The sequence below is a fragment of the Streptococcus infantis genome, from assembly GCF_047464155.1.
GTDB lineage: Bacteria > Bacillota > Bacilli > Lactobacillales > Streptococcaceae > Streptococcus > Streptococcus infantis_U.
In genome coordinates this window covers 284018-307938 of the sequence record NZ_JASHCL010000001.1, presented here as the reverse complement: position 1 = coordinate 307938, position 23921 = coordinate 284018, and the positions used below count along the sequence as shown (strand labels likewise).

Annotated in this window: 23 protein-coding genes; 4 read left to right on the top strand and 19 right to left on the bottom strand. The window is 38.0% G+C overall.

Annotation, left to right across the window (positions count from 1 at the left end; translation table 11 throughout):
* Position 1: 1 nt before the first annotated feature.
* Genes QM810_RS01435 through QM810_RS01420 form a run of 4 tightly spaced genes read right to left on the bottom strand, consistent with a single transcriptional unit; the run spans position 2 to position 3090 of the window.
* The gene (locus QM810_RS01435; protein ID WP_414253585.1) at positions 2–604 is read right to left on the bottom strand and encodes an L-threonylcarbamoyladenylate synthase; all 603 of its coding nucleotides are present in this window, start codon (positions 602–604) and stop codon (positions 2–4) included.
* The gene (gene prmC / locus QM810_RS01430; RefSeq protein WP_414253584.1) at positions 588–1424 is read right to left on the bottom strand and encodes a peptide chain release factor N(5)-glutamine methyltransferase; all 837 of its coding nucleotides are present in this window, start codon (positions 1422–1424) and stop codon (positions 588–590) included. The genes QM810_RS01435 and prmC overlap by 17 nt, the downstream gene beginning before the upstream one ends.
* Positions 1424–2503, bottom strand: coding sequence for a peptide chain release factor 1 (gene prfA / locus QM810_RS01425; protein ID WP_414253583.1), 1080 nt, complete (start codon positions 2501–2503; stop codon positions 1424–1426). The genes prmC and prfA overlap by 1 nt, the downstream gene beginning before the upstream one ends.
* Complete coding sequence (locus tag QM810_RS01420) at positions 2500–3090, bottom strand: thymidine kinase (protein ID WP_414253582.1); 591 nt, start codon at positions 3088–3090, stop codon at positions 2500–2502. The genes prfA and QM810_RS01420 overlap by 4 nt, the downstream gene beginning before the upstream one ends.
* Positions 3091–3213: 123 nt before the next feature.
* On the opposite strand from QM810_RS01420, the gene QM810_RS01415 reads away from it, so the two are divergent.
* Positions 3214–3396 carry a 4-oxalocrotonate tautomerase gene (locus tag QM810_RS01415; protein WP_001117401.1) on the top strand — a complete coding sequence of 61 codons (183 nt, stop codon included), beginning with the start codon at positions 3214–3216 and terminating at the stop codon, positions 3394–3396.
* A gap of 114 nt (positions 3397–3510) precedes the next feature.
* On the top strand, positions 3511–4884 hold the full coding sequence (gene mnmE / locus QM810_RS01410) for a tRNA uridine-5-carboxymethylaminomethyl(34) synthesis GTPase MnmE (protein ID WP_414253581.1): 1374 nt from the start codon (positions 3511–3513) through the stop codon (positions 4882–4884).
* A gap of 284 nt (positions 4885–5168) precedes the next feature.
* Here mnmE and hemH read toward each other — a convergent pair whose 3' ends face one another.
* Positions 5169–6263, bottom strand: a complete 1095-nt coding sequence (hemH, locus tag QM810_RS01405; RefSeq protein ID WP_414253580.1) for a ferrochelatase — start codon at positions 6261–6263, stop codon at positions 5169–5171.
* Between the two features lie 154 nt (positions 6264–6417).
* On the opposite strand from hemH, the gene pepT reads away from it, so the two are divergent.
* Positions 6418–7641 carry a peptidase T gene (pepT, locus tag QM810_RS01400; RefSeq protein ID WP_414253579.1) on the top strand — a complete coding sequence of 408 codons (1224 nt, stop codon included), beginning with the start codon at positions 6418–6420 and terminating at the stop codon, positions 7639–7641.
* Between the two features lie 27 nt (positions 7642–7668).
* On the opposite strand, the gene QM810_RS01395 is transcribed toward pepT, so the two are convergent.
* The 11 genes from QM810_RS01395 to QM810_RS01345 form a co-directional block, all read right to left on the bottom strand.
* Entirely contained in the window at positions 7669–10920 is a 3252-nt protein-coding gene (locus QM810_RS01395; protein WP_414253578.1) for a pneumococcal-type histidine triad protein, read from the bottom strand.
* A 7-nt stretch (positions 10921–10927) separates the two neighbouring features.
* The gene (locus tag QM810_RS01390) at positions 10928–11857 is read right to left on the bottom strand and encodes a metal ABC transporter solute-binding protein, Zn/Mn family (protein ID WP_414253577.1); all 930 of its coding nucleotides are present in this window, start codon (positions 11855–11857) and stop codon (positions 10928–10930) included.
* 137 nt (positions 11858–11994) lie between these two features.
* Complete coding sequence (locus tag QM810_RS01385) at positions 11995–12954, bottom strand: hypothetical protein (protein ID WP_414253576.1); 960 nt, start codon at positions 12952–12954, stop codon at positions 11995–11997.
* A 123-nt stretch (positions 12955–13077) separates the two neighbouring features.
* Positions 13078–13989 (bottom strand): bifunctional riboflavin kinase/FAD synthetase, encoded by a 912-nt coding sequence (locus QM810_RS01380; RefSeq protein WP_414253575.1) that lies wholly within the window; start codon positions 13987–13989, stop codon positions 13078–13080.
* A gap of 55 nt (positions 13990–14044) precedes the next feature.
* Positions 14045–15028, bottom strand: a complete 984-nt coding sequence (locus QM810_RS01375; RefSeq protein WP_414253977.1) for a dihydroorotate dehydrogenase — start codon at positions 15026–15028, stop codon at positions 14045–14047.
* Positions 14991–15791, bottom strand: coding sequence for a dihydroorotate dehydrogenase electron transfer subunit (locus QM810_RS01370; RefSeq protein WP_414253574.1), 801 nt, complete (start codon positions 15789–15791; stop codon positions 14991–14993). The genes QM810_RS01375 and QM810_RS01370 overlap by 38 nt, the downstream gene beginning before the upstream one ends.
* Positions 15792–16039: 248 nt before the next feature.
* A complete protein-coding gene (locus QM810_RS01365) occupies positions 16040–16729 on the bottom strand; it encodes a CTP--phosphocholine cytidylyltransferase (protein WP_045615916.1) in 690 nt (229 codons plus the stop codon).
* Between the two features lie 12 nt (positions 16730–16741).
* Positions 16742–17620, bottom strand: a complete 879-nt coding sequence (locus QM810_RS01360) for a DMT family transporter (RefSeq protein ID WP_036752746.1) — start codon at positions 17618–17620, stop codon at positions 16742–16744.
* A complete protein-coding gene (locus QM810_RS01355; protein ID WP_036752749.1) occupies positions 17610–18479 on the bottom strand; it encodes a phosphotransferase family protein in 870 nt (289 codons plus the stop codon). The genes QM810_RS01360 and QM810_RS01355 overlap by 11 nt, the downstream gene beginning before the upstream one ends.
* Before the next feature lie 12 nt (positions 18480–18491).
* Entirely contained in the window at positions 18492–19514 is a 1023-nt protein-coding gene (locus QM810_RS01350) for a ribitol-5-phosphate dehydrogenase (RefSeq protein ID WP_036752752.1), read from the bottom strand.
* 4 nt (positions 19515–19518) lie between these two features.
* Positions 19519–20226, bottom strand: a complete 708-nt coding sequence (locus tag QM810_RS01345; protein WP_414253573.1) for a 2-C-methyl-D-erythritol 4-phosphate cytidylyltransferase — start codon at positions 20224–20226, stop codon at positions 19519–19521.
* A 320-nt stretch (positions 20227–20546) separates the two neighbouring features.
* Here QM810_RS01345 and QM810_RS01340 point away from each other — a divergent pair, with 320 nt between their 5' ends.
* Positions 20547–20846 (top strand): YbaB/EbfC family nucleoid-associated protein, encoded by a 300-nt coding sequence (locus QM810_RS01340; RefSeq protein WP_414253572.1) that lies wholly within the window; start codon positions 20547–20549, stop codon positions 20844–20846.
* A gap of 46 nt (positions 20847–20892) precedes the next feature.
* Here QM810_RS01340 and QM810_RS01335 read toward each other — a convergent pair whose 3' ends face one another.
* The 3 genes from QM810_RS01335 to QM810_RS01325 form a co-directional block, all read right to left on the bottom strand.
* On the bottom strand, positions 20893–22656 hold the full coding sequence (locus QM810_RS01335; protein ID WP_414253571.1) for a glycerophosphoryl diester phosphodiesterase membrane domain-containing protein: 1764 nt from the start codon (positions 22654–22656) through the stop codon (positions 20893–20895).
* A gap of 8 nt (positions 22657–22664) precedes the next feature.
* Entirely contained in the window at positions 22665–23255 is a 591-nt protein-coding gene (locus QM810_RS01330; RefSeq protein WP_414253570.1) for a 3'-5' exonuclease, read from the bottom strand.
* 69 nt (positions 23256–23324) lie between these two features.
* The gene (locus QM810_RS01325) at positions 23325–23816 is read right to left on the bottom strand and encodes a DUF536 domain-containing protein (protein ID WP_004252719.1); all 492 of its coding nucleotides are present in this window, start codon (positions 23814–23816) and stop codon (positions 23325–23327) included.
* Positions 23817–23921: the final 105 nt, after the last annotated feature.

Genomic DNA, 23921 nt, shown 5'->3' with positions numbered 1-23921 from the left:
ATCATACCTCCTCAAAAGGAATTACTGGTATCTTGGCAAGGATATCTTCTCGAGTAATCGCTCCTTGACGTAGAATTTTCACCTTATCACCAGAAAGGTCTAAAATAGTTGAATCCTGACCTGTTAAAAATGCATCGTCTTCAAGTCCTAAGACCTCTTGGTCCAAGTCTTTTATAATCTCTTTAAAGCTAACACCACTTGCATGTCCTGAAATGTTAGCAGACGGGCCAATTAAGGGACCAAACTCACGAATCAATTCTAGAGTGACAGGATGACTGGGCATGCGAAATCCAACAGTCGTCATGTCTGAATTAACCCAGTAAGGAACCTTGTCATTAGCTTCTAGGATAATGGTCAATGGACCAGGAAGAAAACTTTCAACAAGTTGTTGTAAATAAGTTGGCTGATTCTTTGAAAAGTTCAAGATAGCGTCTGAACTAGCAACATTGAGATTGAGAGCCTTGTCTCTAGGGCGACGTTTGAGCCGATAAACATGGTCAACAGCCTCCTCATCCAAAGCTTTCGCAAAAAGGCCATAAACTGTCTCTGTTGGTAAAACTACAGCTCCACCTTTTTCCAACTCTTGCTTAATTTTCTCCATCATCAATGACAACCATCCTATCTTGGCCAAATTGGTCTTTCAGAGTACGAACTCGTTTCTCAGGAAGATTTTCCATAAAGAGAGCAGGCACACTTTGACCTTGTTTGTAGCCAATTTCAAGATAAATCTTACCACCATCATTTAGATAATCCTTTGAGTCTTCCGCAATTCTACGGTAGATAGCTAGGCCATCCTCATCAGCAAAAAGTGCCAAATGTGGTTCTGAATGCAGAACATTCAAACCAACTTCTACCTCATCTGCTCGAGAAATGTATGGTGGATTGGATACAATTATATCATATTTTGAAGAAATTTCGGAGAAACAGTCAGATTTGATAAAAGAGAGATTTAGATTTTGAACGTTAGCATTCTCTGTTGCAAGTTCTAGGGCATCCTGTGAAATATCCGCAGCCGTAACTGACCAATCTGGTCTATTTTTCGCTAAAGCAAGGGCTATTGCTCCACTTCCTGTTCCGATATCCAGAACTTTGAGGTTTTCTTTTGGATTCTCAGCCAAAATGAGTTCCACCAACTCTTCTGTCTCTGGTCGAGGAATCAAGACTCGCTCATCGACTTTTAACTGCATCCCATAGAATTCAGCATAACCGATTATGTATTGAGCAGGCATGTGATTTGCTAGTTTCCTGTAAATATCCTCTACAAATTTGTAATCTTCATCAGTGACTTCTTGCTGAAGAGCAAAGACGAAGTCTGTAAAAGATAGATTTTTTAGGCTACGATAGACAAAGGAGAGGCTTTCTGCTTCCTCTCCTTGTGCTATTAACTTTCCCTCAAAATCTTTAAATATTTGAGCTAATTTCATTATTTGTTTAATTCTTCCAATTTTTGTGTTTGGTCATAAAGAACCAAGGCATCTACAACTTCATCCAATTTACCAGCTAGAATTGTATCAAGTTTTTGTAGAGTCAAGCCAATACGATGGTCTGTTACACGGTTTTGTGGGAAGTTATAAGTACGGATACGCTCTGAACGATCACCTGTACCGATAGTAGACTTCCGCTCAGCATCTTGCTCATCTTGAGCAATCTGAGCAAAGTGGTCTGCTACACGCGCACGAATAATCTTCATGGCCTTCTCACGGTTTTTCTGCTGGGTACGTTCTTCCTGCATCTCAACCTTGATATTGGTTGGCAAGTGAACGATACGAACGGCAGTCGCAACCTTATTGACGTTTTGTCCACCAGCACCTGATGCGTGATAGATATCCACACGAAGGTCTTTTGGATCAATATCGTATTCAACTTCTTCGATTTCAGGCATGACGAGAACTGTCGCTGTTGAAGTGTGTACACGACCTTGGCTTTCAGTCACAGGGACACGTTGCACACGGTGGGCACCTGACTCGTACTTAAGTTTAGAGTAAACAGACTGGCCTGATACCATGGCAACTACTTCTTTAAAACCACCAACGCCGTTCATAGAAGCTTCCATGACTTCAAAGCGCCAGCCTTGAGCTTCCGCATACTTTTGGTACATGGTTAGCAAATCGCCAGCAAAAAGTGCTGCTTCATCACCACCTGCAGCTCCACGTATTTCAAGGATGATATTCTTGTCATCGTTTGGATCTTTAGGAAGAAGCAAAATCTTCAGTTTTTCTTCGTATTCTTCTTTTTCAGCCTTAGCGTCTTTCAATTCTTGCTTGGCCATTTCTTCCAAGTCCGCATCTCCGCCTGATTCCTTAATCATCTCTTCGGCATCGATGATGTTTTGAAGTACTTGTTTGTATTCGCGGTAGGCAGTTACGGTATCACGAGTAGAAGCTTCCTCTTTTGAAAGTTCCATGAAACGCTTGGTATCAGAGACCACATCTGGGTCACTGAGCAATTCTCCCAACTCTTCATAACGGTCTTCTACAGCTTGTAGTTGATCATAGATATTCATTCTGTGTTATTCTCCTTATTAATTTCAGGGGCAAAATAATGTTTGCGACAAACCGAGATATAGGTTTCATTGCCACCTATCTGGATCTGCTCACCATCATAGACTGGCAATCCGCCCTGCGTACGCAAGACCATAGTCGCTTTTTTCTTACAATACTGACAAATGGTCTTAATTTCATCAATCTTATCTGCTAAAAGCAAGAGGTGTTTAGAACCTTCAAACAGCTCATTGCGAAAATCGTTCTTCAAACCAAATGCCATAACAGGTATGTCTAACTCATCAACAACACGGGCCAAGTCGTAAACATGATGACGTTTTAGAAATTGAGCTTCATCAACAAGCACACAGTAAGGCTTTTCAGGCAAATCCCGGATAAACCCAAAGATATCTGTCGTTTCCTCAATAGCAACTGCTGGTCTTTTCATCCCAATTCGACTTGAAACATAGCCAACACCATCACGCGTATCTATAGCCGAAGTCATAATCACAACTCCCTTTCCTTGCTCCTCATAGTTATAGGCTACCTTGAGAATCTCGATGGTCTTTCCTGAGTTCATAGTCCCATAACGATAATACAACTGTGCCATGCTTCTATTTCACGTCCATTTCTAAATTTTTGCTACATTCTAGTATACCATAATTTCTCAAAGCTTTAAATGGCAAAATGTGGTAAAATAGAAGAAATCAAATAAGTAGTGGAGGACGCAATTATGCCATTTGTACGCATTGATTTATTTGAAGGACGCACGCTAGAGCAAAAGAAAGCCCTAGCTAAGGAAGTTACAGAAGCTGTTGTTCGTAACACAGGAGCACCTCAGTCAGCTGTTCACGTTATTATTAACGATATGCCTGAAGGAACTTATTTCCCACAAGGTGAAATGCGCACTAAATAAAGCTTAAGCAATCTGCTTAGGCTTTTCTTTATAAGTGGCATTCGTTGAATAAAACACTAGATTTTGTTACAATTTTAAGTGATATTTGTATATAAATTGTAAAAAGGAAATGAAATGATTACACGTGAATTTGATACCATCGCAGCAATCTCGACACCGCTTGGTGAAGGGGCTATTGGGATTGTTCGTTTAAGCGGAACAGATAGCTTTGCTATCGCCCAGAAAATCTTTAAAGGCAAGGACTTGAGCAAGGTTGCTAGCCACACTCTAAACTACGGACACATCGTTGATCCTCAGACAGGCAAGGTCATGGACGAGGTCATGGTGGGAGCTATGAAGTCCCCGAAGACCTTTACTCGTGAGGATATTATCGAGATTAACACCCACGGTGGAATCGCCGTAACTAATGAAATTCTCCAGCTTGCTATCCGTGAAGGAGCTCGCTTGGCAGAACCAGGAGAGTTTACTAAACGCGCCTTCCTTAACGGTCGTGTCGACTTGACTCAGGCTGAAGCTGTCATGGATATCATCCGTGCTAAGACAGACAAGGCCATGAATATTGCAGTCAAACAACTAGATGGTTCACTATCTGATCTCATTAACAATACTCGTCAGGAAATTCTCAATACACTGGCACAAGTAGAGGTTAATATCGACTATCCTGAGTACGACGATGTTGAAGAAGCTACTACTGCTGTTGTCCGAGAGAAAACATTGGAGTTTGAGCAATTGCTAACAAATCTCCTTAAAACAGCCCGACGTGGCAAAATCCTCCGTGAAGGAATTTCAACAGCCATCATTGGGCGCCCCAACGTTGGAAAATCAAGCCTTCTAAACAATCTTCTACGAGAAGATAAGGCCATTGTAACGGATATTGCTGGTACCACTCGAGACGTCATTGAAGAATACGTCAATATCAACGGTGTTCCACTGAAGTTGATTGATACTGCAGGTATCCGAGAAACGGATGATATCGTGGAACAAATCGGTGTTGAACGCTCCAAAAAAGCACTCAAGGAGGCTGACTTAGTACTGCTTGTCTTAAATGCTAGTGAACCTCTTACTCCCCAAGACCGACAACTTCTCGAAATTAGCCAAGATACCAACCGTATTATTCTTCTCAACAAGACTGATTTACCAGAAGCGATTGAAACTGCTGAGCTTCCAGATGATGTCATCCGCATTTCCGTCCTCAAAAATCAGAATATAGATAAAATCGAGGAACGCATCAACAACCTCTTCTTTGAAAATGCTGGCTTGGTCGAACAGGATGCAACCTACCTATCCAATGCCCGTCATATTTCATTAATTGAAAAGGCAGTTGAAAGTCTGCAAGCAGTTAACGAAGGTCTTGAACTGGGCATGCCAGTTGATTTGCTTCAGGTTGATTTGACCCGCACTTGGGAAATTCTCGGAGAAATCACCGGAGAAGCAGCGCCTGATGAGCTTATTACTCAATTGTTTAGCCAATTCTGTTTAGGTAAATAAGAAAAACTAGTTTAAAAAATGCTAGTCACCTAAAAAGAGGTTGGGACAAAAAGATCCCGACCTCACTTTTTATTATCAATCATAATTTGACGCGGTAGCTGATTGAACTTTTTGTTCGTCTTTTCGACTCCAAAAAGCTCCTAATCATCCTCGCGGGGCTGGGACTACGAAATCAAGACTTTGTCTATCGATTTCTGTCCCACCGCCTTTTCTTTCACCTTCTGCGTTATATCCTGCCTTAGCAGATATTTGAAACAAACCTTACTTGTCCTTTTCTATTTTACTTAGTCTTTGGGTAATTTACCAGCTTTTTCAAGCATTTTTTTGATTAAATAAGGCATCTTGACATTTTCACGACCTTTTTTCTCAATTAATTTTTTAACAAATTCTGGCATTTGTAAGTCTTGTGATTCATCTAAAATATTCTTAGTTTCATCCGAAGGGACTAATTCATCAAAGGTCTCTTCTTCTGGGAGCAATTCTCTAAATTCTTTATGTTCGTTAGCTCGGACAATATTGACCAAGGCATCAATCAAGCGAGAATCTGTATTTGGCATTGGTGGACGATGGTAGTTCACCTCCAATTCCTGGCATAAGTCATAACATTCCACATCATTGTCAAACAAAACTTCAATGTGCTCACTAATAAAACTAATAGGTACAAAAATATAATGCTCTGGATGTTCTTCCTGTTCTCTAAGATATTCCAGGACATCTGGTTTAATCCAAGGAATACCAATATCACTTTCACTCTGCCAAGTGTTGGTATATTGGTCTGGATTTAAGTTTAATTTCTCAGAAATTAGTTTGCTATTTTCGAAAATCTGGTCGATATAGGGATCACCAAAATCCAAGGCAAAAATGGGCACACTGTGGGCAGAGAAGATGACTTTAAAGCTATCCTGTTTCACCTTTTCTTTTAAAATCTTAGCAATTTCATCTGTCCAATAGTTTAATAGTGCTTCTTCTTGATACCAGTCCTTAATAACTAAAAACTGAATTTGTTTGCTTTCCAGAAACTTTTCGTACCCCATGACAGAGTAAAAGGAATAGTGTGGCTCCAAAATCAAGCAAATACACTTTTCAATTCCATCTGCTTCCATTTGCCGAATTACATCAGGAATAAAGGGTTTTGAAAATTTATTGGCAAAATAGACACTATATTCATTTCCTAACCTAGCTTCTACCAAGGCAACTTCTTCACGGGTAATTTTTTGAAGTGGAGTTCCTCCAATTCGTACATAATTATTATAAAGTGTTTGAATTTCATGGTCTTGAGGTCGAACTCCTCGACGAATGTTAGTAAAAAAGTCAGCCACTCCCTCAAAGGTAATCTCTTCTGGTGAACCAAATGTCATCATTAAAATTGCTTTTTTCATCTCTGCATCCTTGTGATATTTTTATCTTTCTTATTGTATCACTAAAGAAGCCATAAGTAAACGCTAACATAAAGATTTTATCGCCCTTCCGACTTTTGTTTTTCTCTTCTTTCTATGATACAATGGTTTTAAAAGAAGGAAAAAAGGAGTTACGATGAAATATCCAACATTGTTGGAACGTTTTTTGACTTATGTCAAAGTCAATACACGTTCTGATGAAAATTCAACTACTACACCAAGTACTCAAAGTCAAGTAGACTTTGCCACTAATGTTCTCATCCCGGAGATGAAGCGTGTCGGTTTGCAAAATGTCTATTATTTGCCAAACGGTTTCGCTATCGGTACGCTTCCAGCTAACGATCCAAGTTTAACTCGAAAGATCGGTTTTATCTCCCACATGGATACTGCTGATTTTAACGCTGAAGGTGTCAATCCACAAGTAGTTGAAAACTACGACGGGGGAGTTATCGAGCTCGGGAATTCTGGTTTCAAGCTAGATCCTGCCGATTTCAAGAGCTTAGAGAAATATCCTGGACAAACATTGATTACTACTGATGGAACTACTCTTCTCGGTGCCGATGATAAATCAGGTATCGCCGAAATCATGACAGCTATCGAATACTTAACTGCTCATCCTGAGATTAAACACTGCGAAATCCGTGTCGGCTTTGGACCTGATGAAGAGATTGGTGTTGGTGCCAATAAATTTGATGCAGAAGACTTTAATGTCGACTTTGCTTATACAGTTGACGGTGGACCTCTAGGTGAACTTCAGTATGAAACCTTCTCTGCCGCGGGTGCTGAACTCCATTTCCAAGGTCGTAATGTTCACCCAGGAACGGCTAAAGGACAAATGGTTAACGCCCTTCAGTTGGCAATTGACTTCCATAACCAACTTCCAGCTGGTGACCGACCTGAATTGACTGATGGTTACCAAGGTTTCTACCATCTCATGGATATAACTGGTAGTGTTGAGGAAGCGCGTGCTAGCTACATCATTCGCGACTTTGAAAAAGAAAGCTTCGAAGCGCGTAAGGCCGCAATGCAATCTATTGCTGACAAGATGAACCAAGAACTTGGAAGCGATCGTGTTACCCTGACTTTGACAGACCAGTACTACAACATGAAAGAAGTCATTGAAAATGATATGACTCCAATCACTATTGCTAAAACAGTGATGGAAAATCTTGATATTACACCTATTATCGAGCCTATCCGTGGTGGAACAGACGGTTCTAAGATTTCCTTCATGGGAATTCCTACTCCAAATATCTTCGCTGGTGGCGAAAATATGCACGGTCGTTTCGAATATGTCAGTCTCCAAACTATGGAGCGTGCAGTTGATACAATCATTGGAATTGTATCTTATAAAGACTAAAAAAGAAGTAGCAAAGCTACTTCTTTTTTAGTTGACTTCTTTCTCGCTTGTTTCAGGAGAACTAGTCGTTGGATTGCTTGATTCAGTCTGTTTGTCGCTTACTTGTTTGCTAGTTGTTTCAGAACTTGCTTCATTCGGCTTAGCTTTGGATTGAAGTTCTTGGTTTAATGAGACAATTTCTTGCGCAAGAGCTAGAAGAGCTTGTTTGTCTTTGCTTGCAGCTGACAATTTATCGAACAAAGCATCCACTTTTTCAAAGTCCGCATCAGAACCATTATTCATTTCCAAATAAGTATGTAGGGCAAGGACTCCATTATATAATTTTTGATAGAGAAGCAAAACCTCTGGGTCTTGATTAGCATTCTCACGTTCAGTCTGAATGGTTTGTGAAATACGTTTTATAAGATCTTGGACTTGTGTGTTTAGTTCATCAAGGTCTGCATCGTCTTTATCTAGAGCAGCTTTCAGGTTTTTCACCTCGTCAGCGAGTGAAGCTTTTACGCCTTCTTCTTTGACTTGAGCAACTAATTCTTCAGCTTTCGTTAAGAGTCCTTCTACTTGAGCTTTTCGAACATGATTGCTTTGTTCCTCAGGCTTAATATCATCATACAAACCTTTCAAAAACTCATAGACTGCTGTTTTAGCACTATGGCCATCCACTTTTTCTGTATCTAAAATCGTTTCAGAAGGCTTACTTGTAACAGGTTCATTCTTCAGAGCTTCTTCAACTTCCAGTTTTGTTTGATAGATTTCTGGGAATAGTTTGTTCAAGTCAGTCGCCTTAAGGAAGGATTGTGATTGATAAAGTGTCCAAGTTAAGTTAGCAATTTTATTTCTAAGAGTGTCATTTAAGTGATTATCAGATAAATGTTGATAGAAATACTTAATGTACTCGACTGTTGTAACTCCAGTTCGATCATTAAAATCTTGTAGAGCTTGTAGTTTTGCTTCTACTGCATCTAAACCAGCCTCATCTTGAGCCAATTTATTTTCTTGGAGCTGAGCCAAGAGATCCTTCTTAGGAAGTCCATAAGCATCCGTATCCAAGGTATTAATCTTATCTACTAAAGCTTGATATTTCTTATCTAAAGGACTGATTTCTGTTGGTTTTACGCTAGCATCAACATGGATATACTGCTTGTCAAAGAGATCTAACGCAGCTAGATACCCAGCTGTAGAGTTGGTTGAGAGCTTCTTCATATTTTCAGAGAATTGTCCCAAAGCAAGCTCGATCTGTCTCTGTAGAATTGGTTTATCCTTGTAAACTTCTCGACTTTCTGCTAGAAGCTGATCAACCTTATTTTGAACAGTCGCTTCATCAAAGGCTCCTGGTTGGTAGTTGGATTGCAAGGAAGGAATCTTATGTTTCAAAGCAACTTCATAACCTTTAGTCTGAACTTTAATGTAGTGATTATGGTCACCGTGAGGTATGACGAAGCTACCATTTTCAACCTGTAGGCTATAAGGAGAGACACCGTCACGAAGTGCAGTTGTATAGAGTTCGTTTAGAAAATCAAGCTCTGCATCACCTGTTTGTAGCGGAATTCGAACGTGTTCCTTTCGAACCGCATAAGGGTGAATGTGAGTTGGGTCATAAGCCTGGTCTGGATTTCCAAATACAAAGAATCCATTTGAAATTCTGATAGCCTCAAGAGGAACGCCATATGTTTTAGAAATATAAGCTATTTTTTCTTCATCGCTGGCATCTCGAGAGAAACTTTCAACCGTCTTGGCAAGTGGTTTAACAGGTTCTGTCTGCTGATGGCCATGAAGATGGTCTTGTGCAGCCTTAATCTGCTCTGCTGATAAATCTTTCTTAAAGAAATAATGGGCATGATCTCCATGTGAAACCACAAAACCTTGCTCATCCTCACTAATCACTCGCTCAGCATCGAATCCGTGATTGTGGTCTTCACCATGGTGGTGATCATGCCCGTCTTCATCATGGTGCTCATCTGATGGATTAGGTTTAACTTCGGTTTTACCTTTCAAGTGTTCCTGAGCTTCTTTAATCTGTTGAGCCGTCAAATCTTTCTTGTAAAAATAATGATTGTGGTCTCCATGTGAAACTACGAAACCTTGGTCGTCCTCACTTATCACTCGATCAGCTGCAAAGTCATGGTCATGCTCTTCTTCATCGTGATGATGATTAGCATGATCGTGGTCATGGTCTTCTTCGTGATGATGATCAACATCTTCGTGGTCATGGTCGTGGTTAGGGTCTTCGTTTGGTTTACTTGGAGTTTCTACAGGATTTGATGGTGTTACTAAACCTGAAAGTGGTATTAAGCGTGCAATCTTTTGCTCCAAAGCAGATAGACTACTATAAGGGATGAAATGGTAGTGATTACCGTGTGGGATGGCAACTCCTGACGGTGTTCGACTTGTGATTTTAGCTGGGTCAAATACCAAACCATCAGATTCTTGATAGCGTTGACTAACTGGTAAAGCGTAAAGCTGTTCTAGAAGTTTTTGAAGATTATTTTCTTCTTGTACTGGATTGCTTGTAGCTGGTTTCTCTACTTGATGACTTGGTTCAACACTTGGAATCGGTTTGTAGTCTGTTAGACTTTGTTGACTTCCTCTTCCAGCAAGGTAAGCTTGAGCGGCAGCCAATTCACTTGAAGATAGAGCACTCTTAGGAACATAATGATAATGGCCACCATGAGGAACGATATAAGCGTCACCTGTATCTTCAATAATATCTGCAGCATTAAAGACGTAACCATCATCAGTTGTATATCGACCTTGTGCTCTGGCAGCAATAACTTCCTTACTCGTACTGCTACTATCTGATGTGTGTTCTTGTTTTTGTTTCTCGATTTGGTCTTTGGTACGAATATTTTCTGCGTGACTAGCATCTTTCAGATAGACATAATATTTGCCATCCACCTTGATAATATAGCCACCCTTAATCACATTGACAATATCTCCATCACTTAGTTGATAGTTTGGATCCTTCATGACCAATTCTTCACTAAAGATGGCATCATAAGGCACCTTACCATTGTAGAAATGGAAATGGTCACCATGAGAAGTCACATAGCCTTGATCTGTAATCTTAGTAACAATCTGTTCAGCTTCTATTCCTTCTTTTTGGTTGACTTGATCAGGTGTCAGATTTTCATTCTTTTTAGCATCAGACTCTTTCCCATCAACATAGGATACACGGTTATTTTCTTTGTTCTCAGGCGCTTGATGTTGATTTAAAGCGTAAGCGCAGACACTTAAGGCAAGAACCACTGCGGATCCTGCTAAATATTTTTTATTAATTTTCATAAACTCCTCATTTCAATTCTTGAGCTAAAATTGCCAAATTTTCTTCTAAATTTTCCAAGTAAGACTTGTCATTTTGTGGGTCAGCCTCTAAAGGGTTTATCGTTTTAAGAGTTACACCTGTTGATTTAACAAGGGTATCAGCTACCTTTGATGAAGCGTTACTCTCTGTAAAAATTGTTTTAACCTTATAAGTCTTAACAAATTCTTGGATTTCAGTCAATTGTCTCGGGCTTGGTTCTTGGTCAGGAGATATTCCTGCAATCCCAAGTTGATTTAGCCCAAATCGTTTTGCTAAATAAGAAAAAGCTGTGTGTTGGGTTACAAAAGTTTTTTGATTAGCTTTTTCAAAGATGGGTTGGTATTTCTTGGTTAAGTCTTGAGCTTTGGCACTAAAGTTCTGTGCATTTTTCTGATAGGTATCCTTGTTGGCACTGTCCAGTTCGGATAACTTATCAGCAATTATCTGTGCTTCTTCTGCAACCTTTTCAGGATCAAGCCAAGTGTGAGGATCGTACAAGGTCTTCTCGTCAATCCCTTCTCCAGCCTGCATATCTTCTAATCCAGGCACGCGCTCCAAGGTCATACCTTCTGATGCTTCTAAAACCTTTACCTTAGATTTTTGCAAACTTGGGTCTAAACTTCCAGCCCATGACTCCAAGGTATGAGAATGATAGACGAAAACATCAGCATCATAGATGGCTGCAATATCATTTGCAGAGGGCTCAAAGGAATGAATACCTGAGCTCGACTGAATCATCCGCACATCATTCAAATCACCAGAAATTTCTTTAACCATGGCATAGACAGGGTAAAAACTAGTCACAATCTTCATCCCCTTAGCTTCACTTCTATTATCTTGACTAGATTTTTGTCCACAAGCTCCTAAGAAAAGAGAAAACAAGGCAATTACAAACCACAGGACACTTCTTTTTTTCATCACAACTCCTTAACTAGTATTTAACCGTTTAATTAACTAGTAAACATTCTACGCCTTAAAATTTAAAATGTCAAGTTATAAATTCACTTTTTTCCAAAATTTTACCCAAAAGAAAAAGCACCCTAAAAGATGCTTTCTTATAAACTACCAATGTTGATCTCTGGAAACTTTTTCGGAAGGAGTTGCCAGAATTCTTCTAATTGCTCTTCTACTCTATTTGTGTTTCGAATAGTTAGGCTATACTTCTTAGAACTATCCTTTCGAGTATATACCAACTGATAAACTTTGGTAAAACGGCTATAACTTGTACGTACTAAATAGATCCTCCACACATCTCTAAGATCTAGAGCTTGGGTCCCTTTGTAATAAGTAATGAGATGATTCTTATACAAAATAACTTTCAAGTCCTGGTCGTAAAATTCAGCTTGAGTATCAAGCAGCTCAAGATTTCCTTCTAATTCAGGATACAAACGATAAAGTTCCTTGAACGAATCAATTGTTTTCTTTCGTATGATAAAGGCTGCGACTAAGGTCATTAATCCCATACCAGAGAAAATCACAATACCAAAAATATAACTCAGGCTGTCTCGTGAATATTCGCTGAGACTGAGATAGATTCTTGTATTCATATTACGAGCAACAACTGACTCAGCTGGAAGAATAGAGCTAATAAATTCGTCAAGATTTATAATCTTGGTATTTTTCGAAGTATTGATAAAATTGGTATTAGTGAGGGGTTCTAACTGAATACCTGTGAGTGTTCCAGGATTTTCAGCAAGACTATCTGCATTCTTAAGAAGTTTATTGATTGACTCATCTTTCACTTTAGATTCAACTACAGCAAATTTTCCTTCACCTTCGTTGCTATATTGCACAATATAAACAACAGTTCCACCATCAACTTCACCAACAGGTTCAGGATAGATACCGTAGACTGACATAGTAACTTCTTTTCCAGTATCAGTTGTATCTGCAAACCTCTCTGTAGGATTCTTGTGCATTTGACCTAAGAATCCTGAAATTGTAGCAATTGCAAAGAATAGCAGCGAAAGCAACAGTACGGAAATAAAACTCTTATTTCTTTTTTCTTTAAACATGCTTTTCTCCTTTAATCTCTTATTGAAATTATACCAGACTTAAGTATATATCTCATCTCTGATCCTTGTTTTTCTATGATTTTAACAAAATAAAAAGCTCGAATTTTCATTCGAACTTCATTTTTATTTTCTTGCAGCTTTTTCATCTTCTTCGAGTTGTTTGACCAGTTGTTCAATGCTGTCAAATTTCACCATATCTCGAATACGATCTAACCAATAGACGGTTACTGTTTCACCATAAATATCTTCATCAAAATCAAAGATATTCACTTCAAAACGCTCTTCTTCTCCATCGAAGGTCACGTTCTTCCCGACACTGGCCATTCCACGATAGAGTTTCCGTTTGATTTCAATATCAACAGTATAGACACCATCTGATGGCATATAAGTGCGGTCCAAAAGCACGAGATTTGCAGTAGGATATCCAATTGTTCGACCACGAGCATTGCCATGAACGACAATTCCTTTTGTCGGAAGTGGGCTACCAAGCAATTGGCCAGCTTCTTTCACATTCCCTTCTAGGATAGCTTGTCGAATGCGAGTAGAGCTAATCTTTCCTTTTTCATCTTCTACAGGTGGTACTACAACCACTTCTCCATCGAAGATTTCTTTTAGATCTTCTGCTGATTTTCTATCAGAACCAAGACTATAATCAAATCCTACCACAATGGTATCTGCTTTGACTTCTTTGACAAAGGTATCTACAAACTCTTGAGCGGTCATATTGGCAATACGACTTGAGAAGTCCATCAGATAGAGATTTTCAACTCCAGCTCGTTTAAACTTACGTTCACGTTCTTCTGCATTCAGGATATGAAGTAAATTTTCTGGTGAATAAGATTTTAAGGTTAACTTCGGTGATTCATGAAAGGTAATTAAAGCGACGCTTAATCTTTTCTTTGCAGCTATTTCACCAGCTATACTAAATAGCTTTTGATGCCCTAGGTGGATACCATCAAAATATCCTAATACTAGGACAGTCGGTCCTGGAGTTGCAATGTCTTTTTCAGTTTTAATCGGTATTGTTACAATCATAGTCATATTATACCAAAAAGAAGAAGGCATTCAAAATATTACGAATTTAAAAAGACTATAAGCTACTCTTCACTTCTTTCCTCAGTTGTTCCAAACTTTCGATGTTATATTTGTCTATAACTTTTGGCAGATTTTCGATAATATCTGGACAAGCATATGGATTGGTAAAGTTTGCTGTTCCAACACCAATAGCTGACGCACCAGCTAAGTACATTTCTATAGCAGCTTCAGCTGAATCAACTCCTCCCATACCAATGATTGGTAGATTGGTAGATTGGGCTACTTGACGGATCAATTTGAGAGCTACTGGAAAGACTGCTGGTCCAGACATGCCCCCTGTCCCATTTGCAATGATTGGCTTTCTAGTTTTGAGGTCAAAACGCATACCAACAAGGGTATTAATCATGGTGAGACCGCTAGCTCCAGCATCTTCTACTGCTTTTGCAATAGTTACGATATCCGTCACACTTGGTGTTAATTTAACGTAAACGGGTACATCAGAAGCCTCAACAGCTGCCTTTACCACATCATAAGCCAACTCAGGGTCCTGTCCAATTAAAAGTCCATGATTTCCATGATCAACGTTTGGACATGAGATATTGAGCTCGATGGCTTTTACATTAGTTGCCTTTGAAATTCCATGAGAAACTGCTGCGTATTCTTGTTTTGAAAATCCAGCAACATTGGCGATAATAGGGAGATTTGGGTATTCTCTTTCAAGCCAAGGTAATTTCTCAGAGAGAACGACATCTAAACCAGGATTCTGCAAACCAATGGCATTGAGCATACCAGCAGGTGTTTCTGCCACTCGAGGTGTTGGATTACCAAATCGTGGTTCAAGCGTAGTAGCCTTTATCATGATAGAACCTAATAGATCTAAATCATAGTATTTAGCATACTCTTGACCAAAACCAAAACAACCTGATGCGGGAATGATAGGATTTTTTAACTCTAAGCCTGGCAGAGAAACTTGTAATCGATTTGTAGTCATGATACTCTCCTTATAAAACAACTGTTCCTGTTTTAAATACAGGCCCATCTTCACAGACACGTTGACTAACTGTTTCACTATCTGGAACTTTTAGGACACAAGCATAGCAAGCCCCCATGCCGCAGGCCATACGCGATTCTAAAGATAGATAAGCTCTTGGGTGGTCGTAAAAGGTTTGATTGATATATTTCATCATACCAGGTGCCCCACAAGAGTATATGGCGTCAAATTCAGTGTCTAATTCTTTAATCACAACTGAGACATTCCCCTTGATTCCATAGGAGCCATCATCAGTCGTCAAAAAGACTTTGCTGTATTGGGATAATTCACTTTCTAAAATGACAGCATCTTTAGTAGCAAATCCTAGAACAGTTGTAATTTCCACACCACTCTTATGTAGTTGTTTAGCTACTTCGAGTAAGGGTGGTACTCCGATTCCTCCACCAACTAGAAGAACACGATTCTGCTTGTCTAAATCAGATAAGTCAAAGCCATTTCCTTGAGGTCCCATAACATCTAAGCTATCACCAGTTTTTAAGGTTGAAAAGATAGCTGTACCAGAGCCTTCGATGCGATAAATCAGATGACATTGTTTCTTAGATTTATCTATGGATGAGATTGAAATTGGACGACGCAAGAGGTGGGCATCATCAGGTACACGTAAATGAAGAAATTGTCCAGCTTTCATAGCTTCAACCATGTCTCCTTCAAGTACTAGCTCAAAGATTGCTGGTGCGATTTCCTCTTGATCAATCACTTTCATATTTTCCAAGCGAATAGCACCCATGCGTTTTCTACAATTTGGATTCAAACCTTTTCCTCCTTAAATTTTAAGGGGATCAGATAAAGAAAAACCTTGCTATTGCAAGGTTTCAGTTAAGATATTTACACAAAAGTAGCAAATAAGCACCTGCTTACTTGTTTCCATTGTAGCTTCTTTACTCTGACACCTTGTGAGTCTCTCTGGACTTCCCTTAAAGGTTAAATTTTCACTAGTATACTGTATCAAACATGAAAAGTCAAGTAAAAATAGGTAAGGTATCAGTTCATAAAAGTTGCTTATTTTTGTGAAGAAAGAATTTTTTCTAGTTTTTGATAATCTTTAACACTGTCAATTTCGTAGATAGAATTTTCTTCTAACTCCTCTACGTAAACATCTAGTTCTTTGATATTATCTTTAACCATGTTGTCCCAGTAAAGGTCTACAAACTCGCCGCTTGCATAAGCCTCATCGATAAATCCAACAATTTTTTCAGCTGTTGGAGCATCCCAGAACGATACCCCACTCAAGATACGTCCGTTTTTACTATCGACGATGATATCTTGAACTTTGAAGTCATCACCATAAACTAGGAACCACTCATTGTCACAATCCTCACGATAAACACTAAAATATGTTGAACGCTCGATATCATTGCGGAACATATTCTTGAAAAGATAATTATCAGCATCAATAACGTAGCTGTTAGCCAACTCTTCTTTTACCAAGTAAAGAGAGTAAAAGTTATTGTAATCCGCATACTTATCGTTGAAAACTAAACGCACACCGTATTTCTCTTTGAGATAGTCGAACTGTTCTTTCAAATAACCTACGACGATGATAATGTCATCAATTCCTCGTTCTTTTAAATATTCAATTTGATATTCAACCAAAGGTTTTTGATTGACTTTAACCAAGGCTTTGGGAGTATTTTCTGTCATAGGACGTAAACGAGTTCCCAATCCCGCTGCTAAGATGATCGCTTTCACGCGTTTTCTCCTTTATTCTTTAATGATAATATAAACACCAGCCATTACAACAAATGAAGTTATAATGGTCAAGACAGTCAGAGGTGTCCCCAAGAACATTGCTGCAAACAGGACAGTCCAAACTACATAACTGACATTTAAACCAGTTGCTTTTGCTGGTTGCAATCGATTGATAGCCATATAGTAGGCAAGATAAGAAATCATATTAAATGCTGCAAAGACAATTAATAGACCAAACAATTGGCCATTTGCCACTTCTGCAAATGAGTGATGCGAGAAAAGCACAATAACAAGATAAGACAAGAAGGATGTAACTTGACGAATCAAGAGAGCTTCAATTTCGCTGAGGTCACTTTCCATAGCAAAGGAGCTCAGAACACTTTCACTTCCCCAAGCAAAAGCACAAATCAAAGCACATAGAATACCTATGTAGAAAGAATTAACCTGCTCTGCTTTATAGGTCTGAGCAATAATCCCAGCAATGATTAGAAAGATACCAAAAATTGTATTTTTGGAAATCTTGTGCTTCAAAAAGAAGAAGGCAAGCAAGACTGAGACTGCCGGATAAATAGCTGAGACTGACGAAGCTAATGAACTTCCAATATACTTAACCGCATAGAGATTGGCCTGCATACCAATCGGACCGGCTAGTAAAGCTCCGATGATAACACTGACATTTCGAATGTTCAAGAAGATTGAAAAACGAACTCTGCCTTCCTTAACTAGAAGATATCCTAGCAAGATAAAAATACTTAGGAAATCGTGTGCTGCTGCTACTACAAAGGGCGATAAATCCGTGAATATTGAAAAGATATAAGCACTAATAGTTAATCCTAATCCCCAGAACACACCTGATAGTAGCCCAAAAGAAACTCCATTTTTAGTTTTCATTTAAATCTCCTTCAGACTCTAATTCTTTTACTGCTCTATTGTAACGAGAGATTCCGTAATCTCCGAAATCTGCACCATTTTCTTCTTTGTAAATAGTCCAAAGACTCCAAATGATATCTTGCAAGATTTTGTAAATACGAATTTTCTCCCTTGAAACTGGAGTCTTGTCACTCTCGTAATGACTTAAAAAGTCTTCTTCTTCTGCACTTGTAAATTCAGATTCTAGGAAGAGGGCTGCCAAATCCCACATAGGATCATTCATAGAAGAATATTCCCAATCAATTAGATAAAGATGTCCGTCTGGACCTTCAATAAAGTTTTCTGGAACCAAATCAATATGACATGATTTCTTGTCAATTCCAATTTGTTCAAGCTCTTCTTTCAGAGAAAATACAGCCTTTCTGACAGCTTCATAATTAGGATAAGAAATCTCCCCTTGAATCAATGATTCATATTTTTTAATTTCCTCAAAAGGAGCAAACTCTCCTTTCAATTCTCTACCAGAAGCATGAATCGTTTGTAAAATTGGAGCTATCTTTTCAAATTTAGTTTTAATGGTATTAAAATTAAGTGTCTCAGCATTTTCGATGTACTGATTAACCTTGATACCTGCTTCGATATCAAAAAGATAATTTTCTACATCTAATTTCAAATCTTTCAACAACTCAAGATTGTACTTTTCATTCTGGCGATCGATTAATTTATCAGTACCTTTACCGAAAAACTTAACGATGTACTGGTTTGAGGTTGTCTTAACCAAATAGTTTTGATTGGTCATCCCCCCCAATTGTTCAACGCTCTGAATTTCTTCGTCAGCTGACAATAAGGAAGCAATCTTTGCTTTAACGATTTCCTTCACAATAATCCTCCATTATACTTCCCACTTAAAGACTGTCTTAAATGCGGTATTTAAGTCAGTTGCAAAAACTCGGTGAATATCTTTAATTTCTCTGACTGGTTCTTCTAGATAAATGATATTCTTCAAACGATTGGCAAATTTTTTAATTTCCATCATTTGGATAGCATTTTCAAAGTCAATTCTTCCTGAACGTGAAGATCCGACTAGTAACAAGCCTTTTTCCAATGAATCCCGAGTGTTGATGTTGACCTTATACTCACTAACACCCATCATCAAAATGGTCCCTTGTGGTTTGATGTAACGGATCAAGTCATTAATAGCAGGTCCGCATCCATCACCACCACAGCATTCGAAACCATGGTCAAAACTTAAATCTTCTGGAATACTATCAGTAATGTAAAGCTCTTTTGCAAATGAGAAGAGTTCTAACTTTTCCCAGTGACGACCGATAACAATAATCTCAGCTTCAGGCAAAGTATAGTTAATAATATTAGCCATGACAAAAGCTAAACTTCCATCACCAATGACAGCAATTCGTTGGCGTCTGCTGTGAGATACCGTCATGAAACGATTCATAGCATGCATGCCAACACTGACAAACTCTGTAATGGCAGCAACTGTATCTTCAATATCTTCGTATGATACCACACGATCCTTAGGCAGAGATACAAATTCTCGCATAAACCCATCATAACCACTTGAAAGGAAATATGTTCCAGTCATGTAATTTTCGTAGAATTCCTCATCACTTTGCATAGGTGGTTGATTTGGAATCATAACAACCTTCTGACCAACTTTGTAGGTACCGGTTGGGTCAGAAATGACTGTACCACAAGATTCATGAATCATAGCCATAGGTAGTTTTTGGGCTAAAATTTTTGGATCTCGTTTACCTTGATAATAGCGCTGATCCGCATGACAAACAGCCATATAGTTTGGTCGGATGAGAATATGATTCTCTTGATCAATTTCTTCTTCCTGATATTTAATATTAATAAACTTTGGTTTTGTCAGTTGATAAATTTGATTAATCATGTCTCTAGTCTTTCTCAATCATGCTTTTAGCAATCTTCAAGTCTGTAACTGTTGTAATTTTAAGGTTTGAGTATTCACCTTTAGCCAAGGCCACATCTTTACCCTTAATGACAAAGATTTTACATGCATCTGTTAAAATTTCTTTTTCTTCTGCTGATAATGAACCATACAAATCAATAAAGTCTTTACAACGGAATGTTTGTGGAGTCTGTCCTTGGTAAAGATGAGCACGATTTGGAATATCTGTAATAAACTGACCATTTGTGCTTTCAACAATTGTATCCACCGCTTCAACCACAGTGTCAACCGCATCATGTTTTTGAGCAAGAGCGATATTGTCTTGAATCATGCGAAGTGTTATAAAGGGACGAACCGAATCATGCGTCACTACGATATCATCTTCTGTTAGTGGACGGTAAGCATCAATTGCTTCAATAATCTTTTCAATACTAGAATTACGATCAACCCCACCTTTTGTAATGATGATGCGATCCTTGTGAAGTGGAAGGAATTTTTCAACTAGATCTTCTGCATGTGTAACCCAGTCACCATGAACTCCAACAACAATTTTTTCAATACTTGGTTCTAGAACAAATTTTTCAATTGTATGGATTAGAATTGGGCGGTCTCCCAACTCAAGAAATTGTTTGGGTAAATTACTGATACCCATGCGCGTGCCGGTTCCACCTGCTAAAATTCCAGCGTAAATCATATTGATTCTCCTTTGGTTTGTTTTAAAAACTCATTCTTTACTATTATATCATAATCTAGCACTATCTTGAAATAAATACTAGTTCTCTCTAGTTAGAAACTGATGATGAGAGCATTTCATGCATTGAACATTTAAAACTAATCCTTGCATTATTAACTCTCGGTTAATATAGAGTTCTTCAGAATAATATAGAAAGCTTAAAGAAACCTTAAACCATTGGTTGATATATATATAGCAATCCTGAAATTTTAATTAGACTTTTCGTATTAAAATTGATAAAATAAAATGGAAAATAAAAGAAAAGGAAGCTAACTACCGCCATGATGAATATGCAAAACATGATGCGTCAAGCTCAAAAACTTCAAAAACAAATGGAGCAAAGTCAGGCTGAACTTGCTGCAACAGAATTTGTTGGAACTTCTGCTCAAAACCTTGTGACTGCTACTTTAACAGGTGATAAAAAAGTCGTTAAGATTGATTTTAATCCCGCAGTTGTGGATGCTGAAGATATTGAAACTCTTTCAGATATGACTGTTCAAGCCCTCAATGCTGCGCTCGATCAAATTGATGAAACTACTAAGAAGAAACTTGGAGCATTTGCTGGTAAGTTACCATTTTAATTAGATTATCAAAAAGAGGCTGGTACACAGCCTCTTTTAATTTATGTTAAAAAGCAAATAATTCAGTTGCTTTATTTAGCAATAAGTCACTATATTCAGGATCTTCCTGAGCAGTTTCTAGTTCTTCTTTTATTTTTTCCAAGTCATCCGTAATCATTCCGTCAACACCTAGGTGAAAAGACTTATTAAAAGATTCGGAACTATTGATTGTCCATACATAGAGTTTTTGCTCAGTATTCCATAGTTTCGTGACAAAATATTCATCCAAAGTAGAGTACTCCATTGTGTAGCCTGTCGCAACCGTTCTAGGAAAAACAGAATTATAGGGAAGAATAAAGTAGACCGGAATATCCTTATCATACTCTCTTACTTTTTCAATAACCTTATAATCCAAGGATTGCATTTGATGACCATAAACCTTAATTTTTGCACCGTATTTTTCTAGAAAATGTTCCATCATCTGCGGGCTATCTTTGTGGCTGGTCTTAATTTCAATGAGTAGTTTCTGATGCAGTTCATTTGCGCGAGTTAGATAATCATCGAAACTTGAAATTTTCGTATCATAACCATTCTCATGAATGTCAATCTGCTTTAACTCTTCTAAGGTCAAATCTTGTGGTGTTTTATTGATACCAGCTAATCCTCTAAGATTCGCATCATGCATCATGACAAATTGTCCATCCTTTGTTTCCTGTATATCCATCTCGATTAAATCTGGTTTTAATTGAGATGTTTTTTCTAGGGATTGAATGGTATTTTGTACACCATTGCCATTTGATACACCACGGTGTGAAATCACAAGTGGTGGATTGACTACAGGAGCTTCTAGATAATTATAGCCTTCAATCGCAAAAAAGATACATGCACACACCATAACACCCCACCTCATGATATGGTCCTTCTCGCGTCTTGGCATAATATCAAGTTCTTCTCCTGTTAGGAAGGACGTAAATTTCACAAGGAAATAGGTTAATGCCATATAGTGGAAATTCTTGATAAGAACAAAATTCAAAATAGCTAGAACCAGAGACTCTCTCCGAGTAAGGCTATCCACTATATACTGAGTAGATAATATTGGGATGAGAGGAAGATAGAAAAATAGATTGGTTTTTACAATAATTAAGAATAAATGCCAAGCGTAAAACCAAAAGTGATCTTTAGTTTTATCCAAACTATAAATGATTGCTTCCTTAACCGTCATCTTTTCATAAAAGACCTTGGGCAGAGTGAATATCAAGCGAACTGAAACATAGAAGAATAAGAGTGATAAGATAATAATGGCTACCCACCACATCCAGTACTTATCTTCCATGTAGGTTTGAATAAACTCTGGAATTACGATTTTATTGAAATAATAAATCTTAAATATCTTTCTGATAAACGGAAATAGCATTGCTACAAATATAAAGATGAACAAAGCTTTTGAAATAGTCAATTCCTTCATAAAAGCAAGGCTTTCACGAAATACTTTTCGACTGTATTCTATAAGAGTTCTTTTTTCGTGATATAGGAGGTGGCGAGCTCCAATAAAGAGAATACTAAGTTGAAAATAGGCTACCAGCAGATTGATGGCTATTAAGATTAAGAAGCCAAGACTGACTATAGGTGCGTTTTTTATAATCTCAAAAATATTGTTGTAGGAAATAAACAAATATCCAGTCTGACTTAGCAAAAATCCAGCTATCACTGAGTTTAATGGCAACCAGATATAGTCAACCAACATAAAGATTAGAAAGAATAGAAAGAGGATTTTATCTAGATTTAGGTAAATCTTTTTAAAACCCAATTTTTTCGGTTTTTCAGGTTTCATAAAATCTCCTAATCAAAAAACTGTGATAGATCTAAGGCATCAAATGGATTCGAATTGAGACTACTCTGAGAATTGAGTAACAGCCTACTCTCATCAGACTCAAGAAAAGCTTCATACACTCGAGCAGTCATACGAGCATCCTCTAAACTATTATGAGATCGCCCTTTAAAACCTAGAAAATTAGCCACAGTTTGTAATTTTAGATTAGCAATTCCATGCAGATCAGAACTACGTCGCTCAAGTGCCTCATTGTAGAGATCGACAAAATATTGTTCTCGATAGTCCAAACCATGTTCTAGTAAAATCGGTAAATCACTCTTTGCTGCATTATAACCAACAAGGGGTAAATCACCAACAAAATCTTGAAATTTTTGGAGGACTTCTTCTACCTTTGGGGCATCCTTGAGTATCTCTGAAGTAATACCAGTCAAACCATTAATAAAACTCTTTAAAGGTACATCGGAGTGAACATAAGAGTCAAACGCTTCTACCTCTTCACCATCTTTAAAGTGCACTGCCGATACCTGAATCAAATGAGTCTTATCTTGGTGTTTGTTGAATTCTAAGTCAAATGAGATATAATCTCTTACTGTTTCCATCTTATCATTCCTTATTGATTTGTAAAAAGAAACCACCTGGTCTATTTATAGAAACCAAGCAGTTTTTTCTTATTTTCCAAATAAGCGAGCAAAGAAGCCTTTCTTCGATGCTTGTACTTCTTGCTTAGCTTGATCCAACTCCAACTGAAGTGTTTCTTGATCCTTCATTGCTTGAAGGGTTAACTGTTGTTGTTGATCCAATTGCTTATCTTTTTCAGCAATTTGGCGGTCTTTAACACGCATCTGTTCATCTTTTTCAGCCAGTTGCTTGTCTTTTGCTTTCAGTTGTTCATAAAGACGGATGATTTCAGCGTTCTTTTCATCAACAAGAATTTCCATGAGTTCTCGTTGCTTAACTTCATCACTAACTGGTTCATCTTCAAAGATAGTCTTTTTGTAGATTTCTTCAAGTTTGATCAATCCACTGCGAGTAACTACAGTAACACCTTTGTCGTTTTTTGTAATATCTTCTTCAGGTAATTCTTTGACACGATTATTGATTGCTTGTCGGGATAGTCCCAAGACCTCAGCAATCTCACTGACAGTCATTTCAATACTCATAATATCCTCTATTTTTCTCTAGCTTTTCTTAAATTAAATCTTATCATAAGTAATTCAAACTGTCAAATAACACTGTATTTTCAATGGTTTTTTAAGACATAAAAT

What these genes read in the sequence shown, in the direction of transcription:
- QM810_RS01435 (WP_414253585.1), bottom strand. Translation starts at nt 604, where the DNA reads ATGATGGAGAAAATTAAGCAAGAGTTGGAAAAAGGTGGAGCTGTAGTT.
- prmC (WP_414253584.1), bottom strand. Translation starts at nt 1,424, where the DNA reads ATGAAATTAGCTCAAATATTTAAAGATTTTGAGGGAAAGTTAATAGCA.
- prfA (WP_414253583.1), bottom strand. Translation starts at nt 2,503, where the DNA reads ATGAATATCTATGATCAACTACAAGCTGTAGAAGACCGTTATGAAGAG.
- QM810_RS01420 (WP_414253582.1), bottom strand. Translation starts at nt 3,090, where the DNA reads ATGGCACAGTTGTATTATCGTTATGGGACTATGAACTCAGGAAAGACC.
- QM810_RS01415 (WP_001117401.1), top strand. Translation starts at nt 3,214, where the DNA reads ATGCCATTTGTACGCATTGATTTATTTGAAGGACGCACGCTAGAGCAA.
- mnmE (WP_414253581.1), top strand. Translation starts at nt 3,511, where the DNA reads ATGATTACACGTGAATTTGATACCATCGCAGCAATCTCGACACCGCTT.
- hemH (WP_414253580.1), bottom strand. Translation starts at nt 6,263, where the DNA reads ATGAAAAAAGCAATTTTAATGATGACATTTGGTTCACCAGAAGAGATT.
- pepT (WP_414253579.1), top strand. Translation starts at nt 6,418, where the DNA reads ATGAAATATCCAACATTGTTGGAACGTTTTTTGACTTATGTCAAAGTC.
- QM810_RS01395 (WP_414253578.1), bottom strand. Translation starts at nt 10,920, where the DNA reads ATGAAAATTAATAAAAAATATTTAGCAGGATCCGCAGTGGTTCTTGCC.
- QM810_RS01390 (WP_414253577.1), bottom strand. Translation starts at nt 11,857, where the DNA reads ATGAAAAAAAGAAGTGTCCTGTGGTTTGTAATTGCCTTGTTTTCTCTT.
- QM810_RS01385 (WP_414253576.1), bottom strand. Translation starts at nt 12,954, where the DNA reads ATGTTTAAAGAAAAAAGAAATAAGAGTTTTATTTCCGTACTGTTGCTT.
- QM810_RS01380 (WP_414253575.1), bottom strand. Translation starts at nt 13,989, where the DNA reads ATGATTGTAACAATACCGATTAAAACTGAAAAAGACATTGCAACTCCA.
- QM810_RS01375 (WP_414253977.1), bottom strand. Translation starts at nt 15,028, where the DNA reads ATGGGCCTGTATTTAAAACAGGAACAGTTGTTTTATAAGGAGAGTATC.
- QM810_RS01360 (WP_036752746.1), bottom strand. Translation starts at nt 17,620, where the DNA reads ATGAAAACTAAAAATGGAGTTTCTTTTGGGCTACTATCAGGTGTGTTC.
- QM810_RS01350 (WP_036752752.1), bottom strand. Translation starts at nt 19,514, where the DNA reads ATGATTAATCAAATTTATCAACTGACAAAACCAAAGTTTATTAATATT.
- QM810_RS01345 (WP_414253573.1), bottom strand. Translation starts at nt 20,226, where the DNA reads ATGATTTACGCTGGAATTTTAGCAGGTGGAACCGGCACGCGCATGGGT.
- QM810_RS01340 (WP_414253572.1), top strand. Translation starts at nt 20,547, where the DNA reads ATGATGAATATGCAAAACATGATGCGTCAAGCTCAAAAACTTCAAAAA.
- QM810_RS01335 (WP_414253571.1), bottom strand. Translation starts at nt 22,656, where the DNA reads ATGAAACCTGAAAAACCGAAAAAATTGGGTTTTAAAAAGATTTACCTA.
- QM810_RS01330 (WP_414253570.1), bottom strand. Translation starts at nt 23,255, where the DNA reads ATGGAAACAGTAAGAGATTATATCTCATTTGACTTAGAATTCAACAAA.
- QM810_RS01325 (WP_004252719.1), bottom strand. Translation starts at nt 23,816, where the DNA reads ATGAGTATTGAAATGACTGTCAGTGAGATTGCTGAGGTCTTGGGACTA.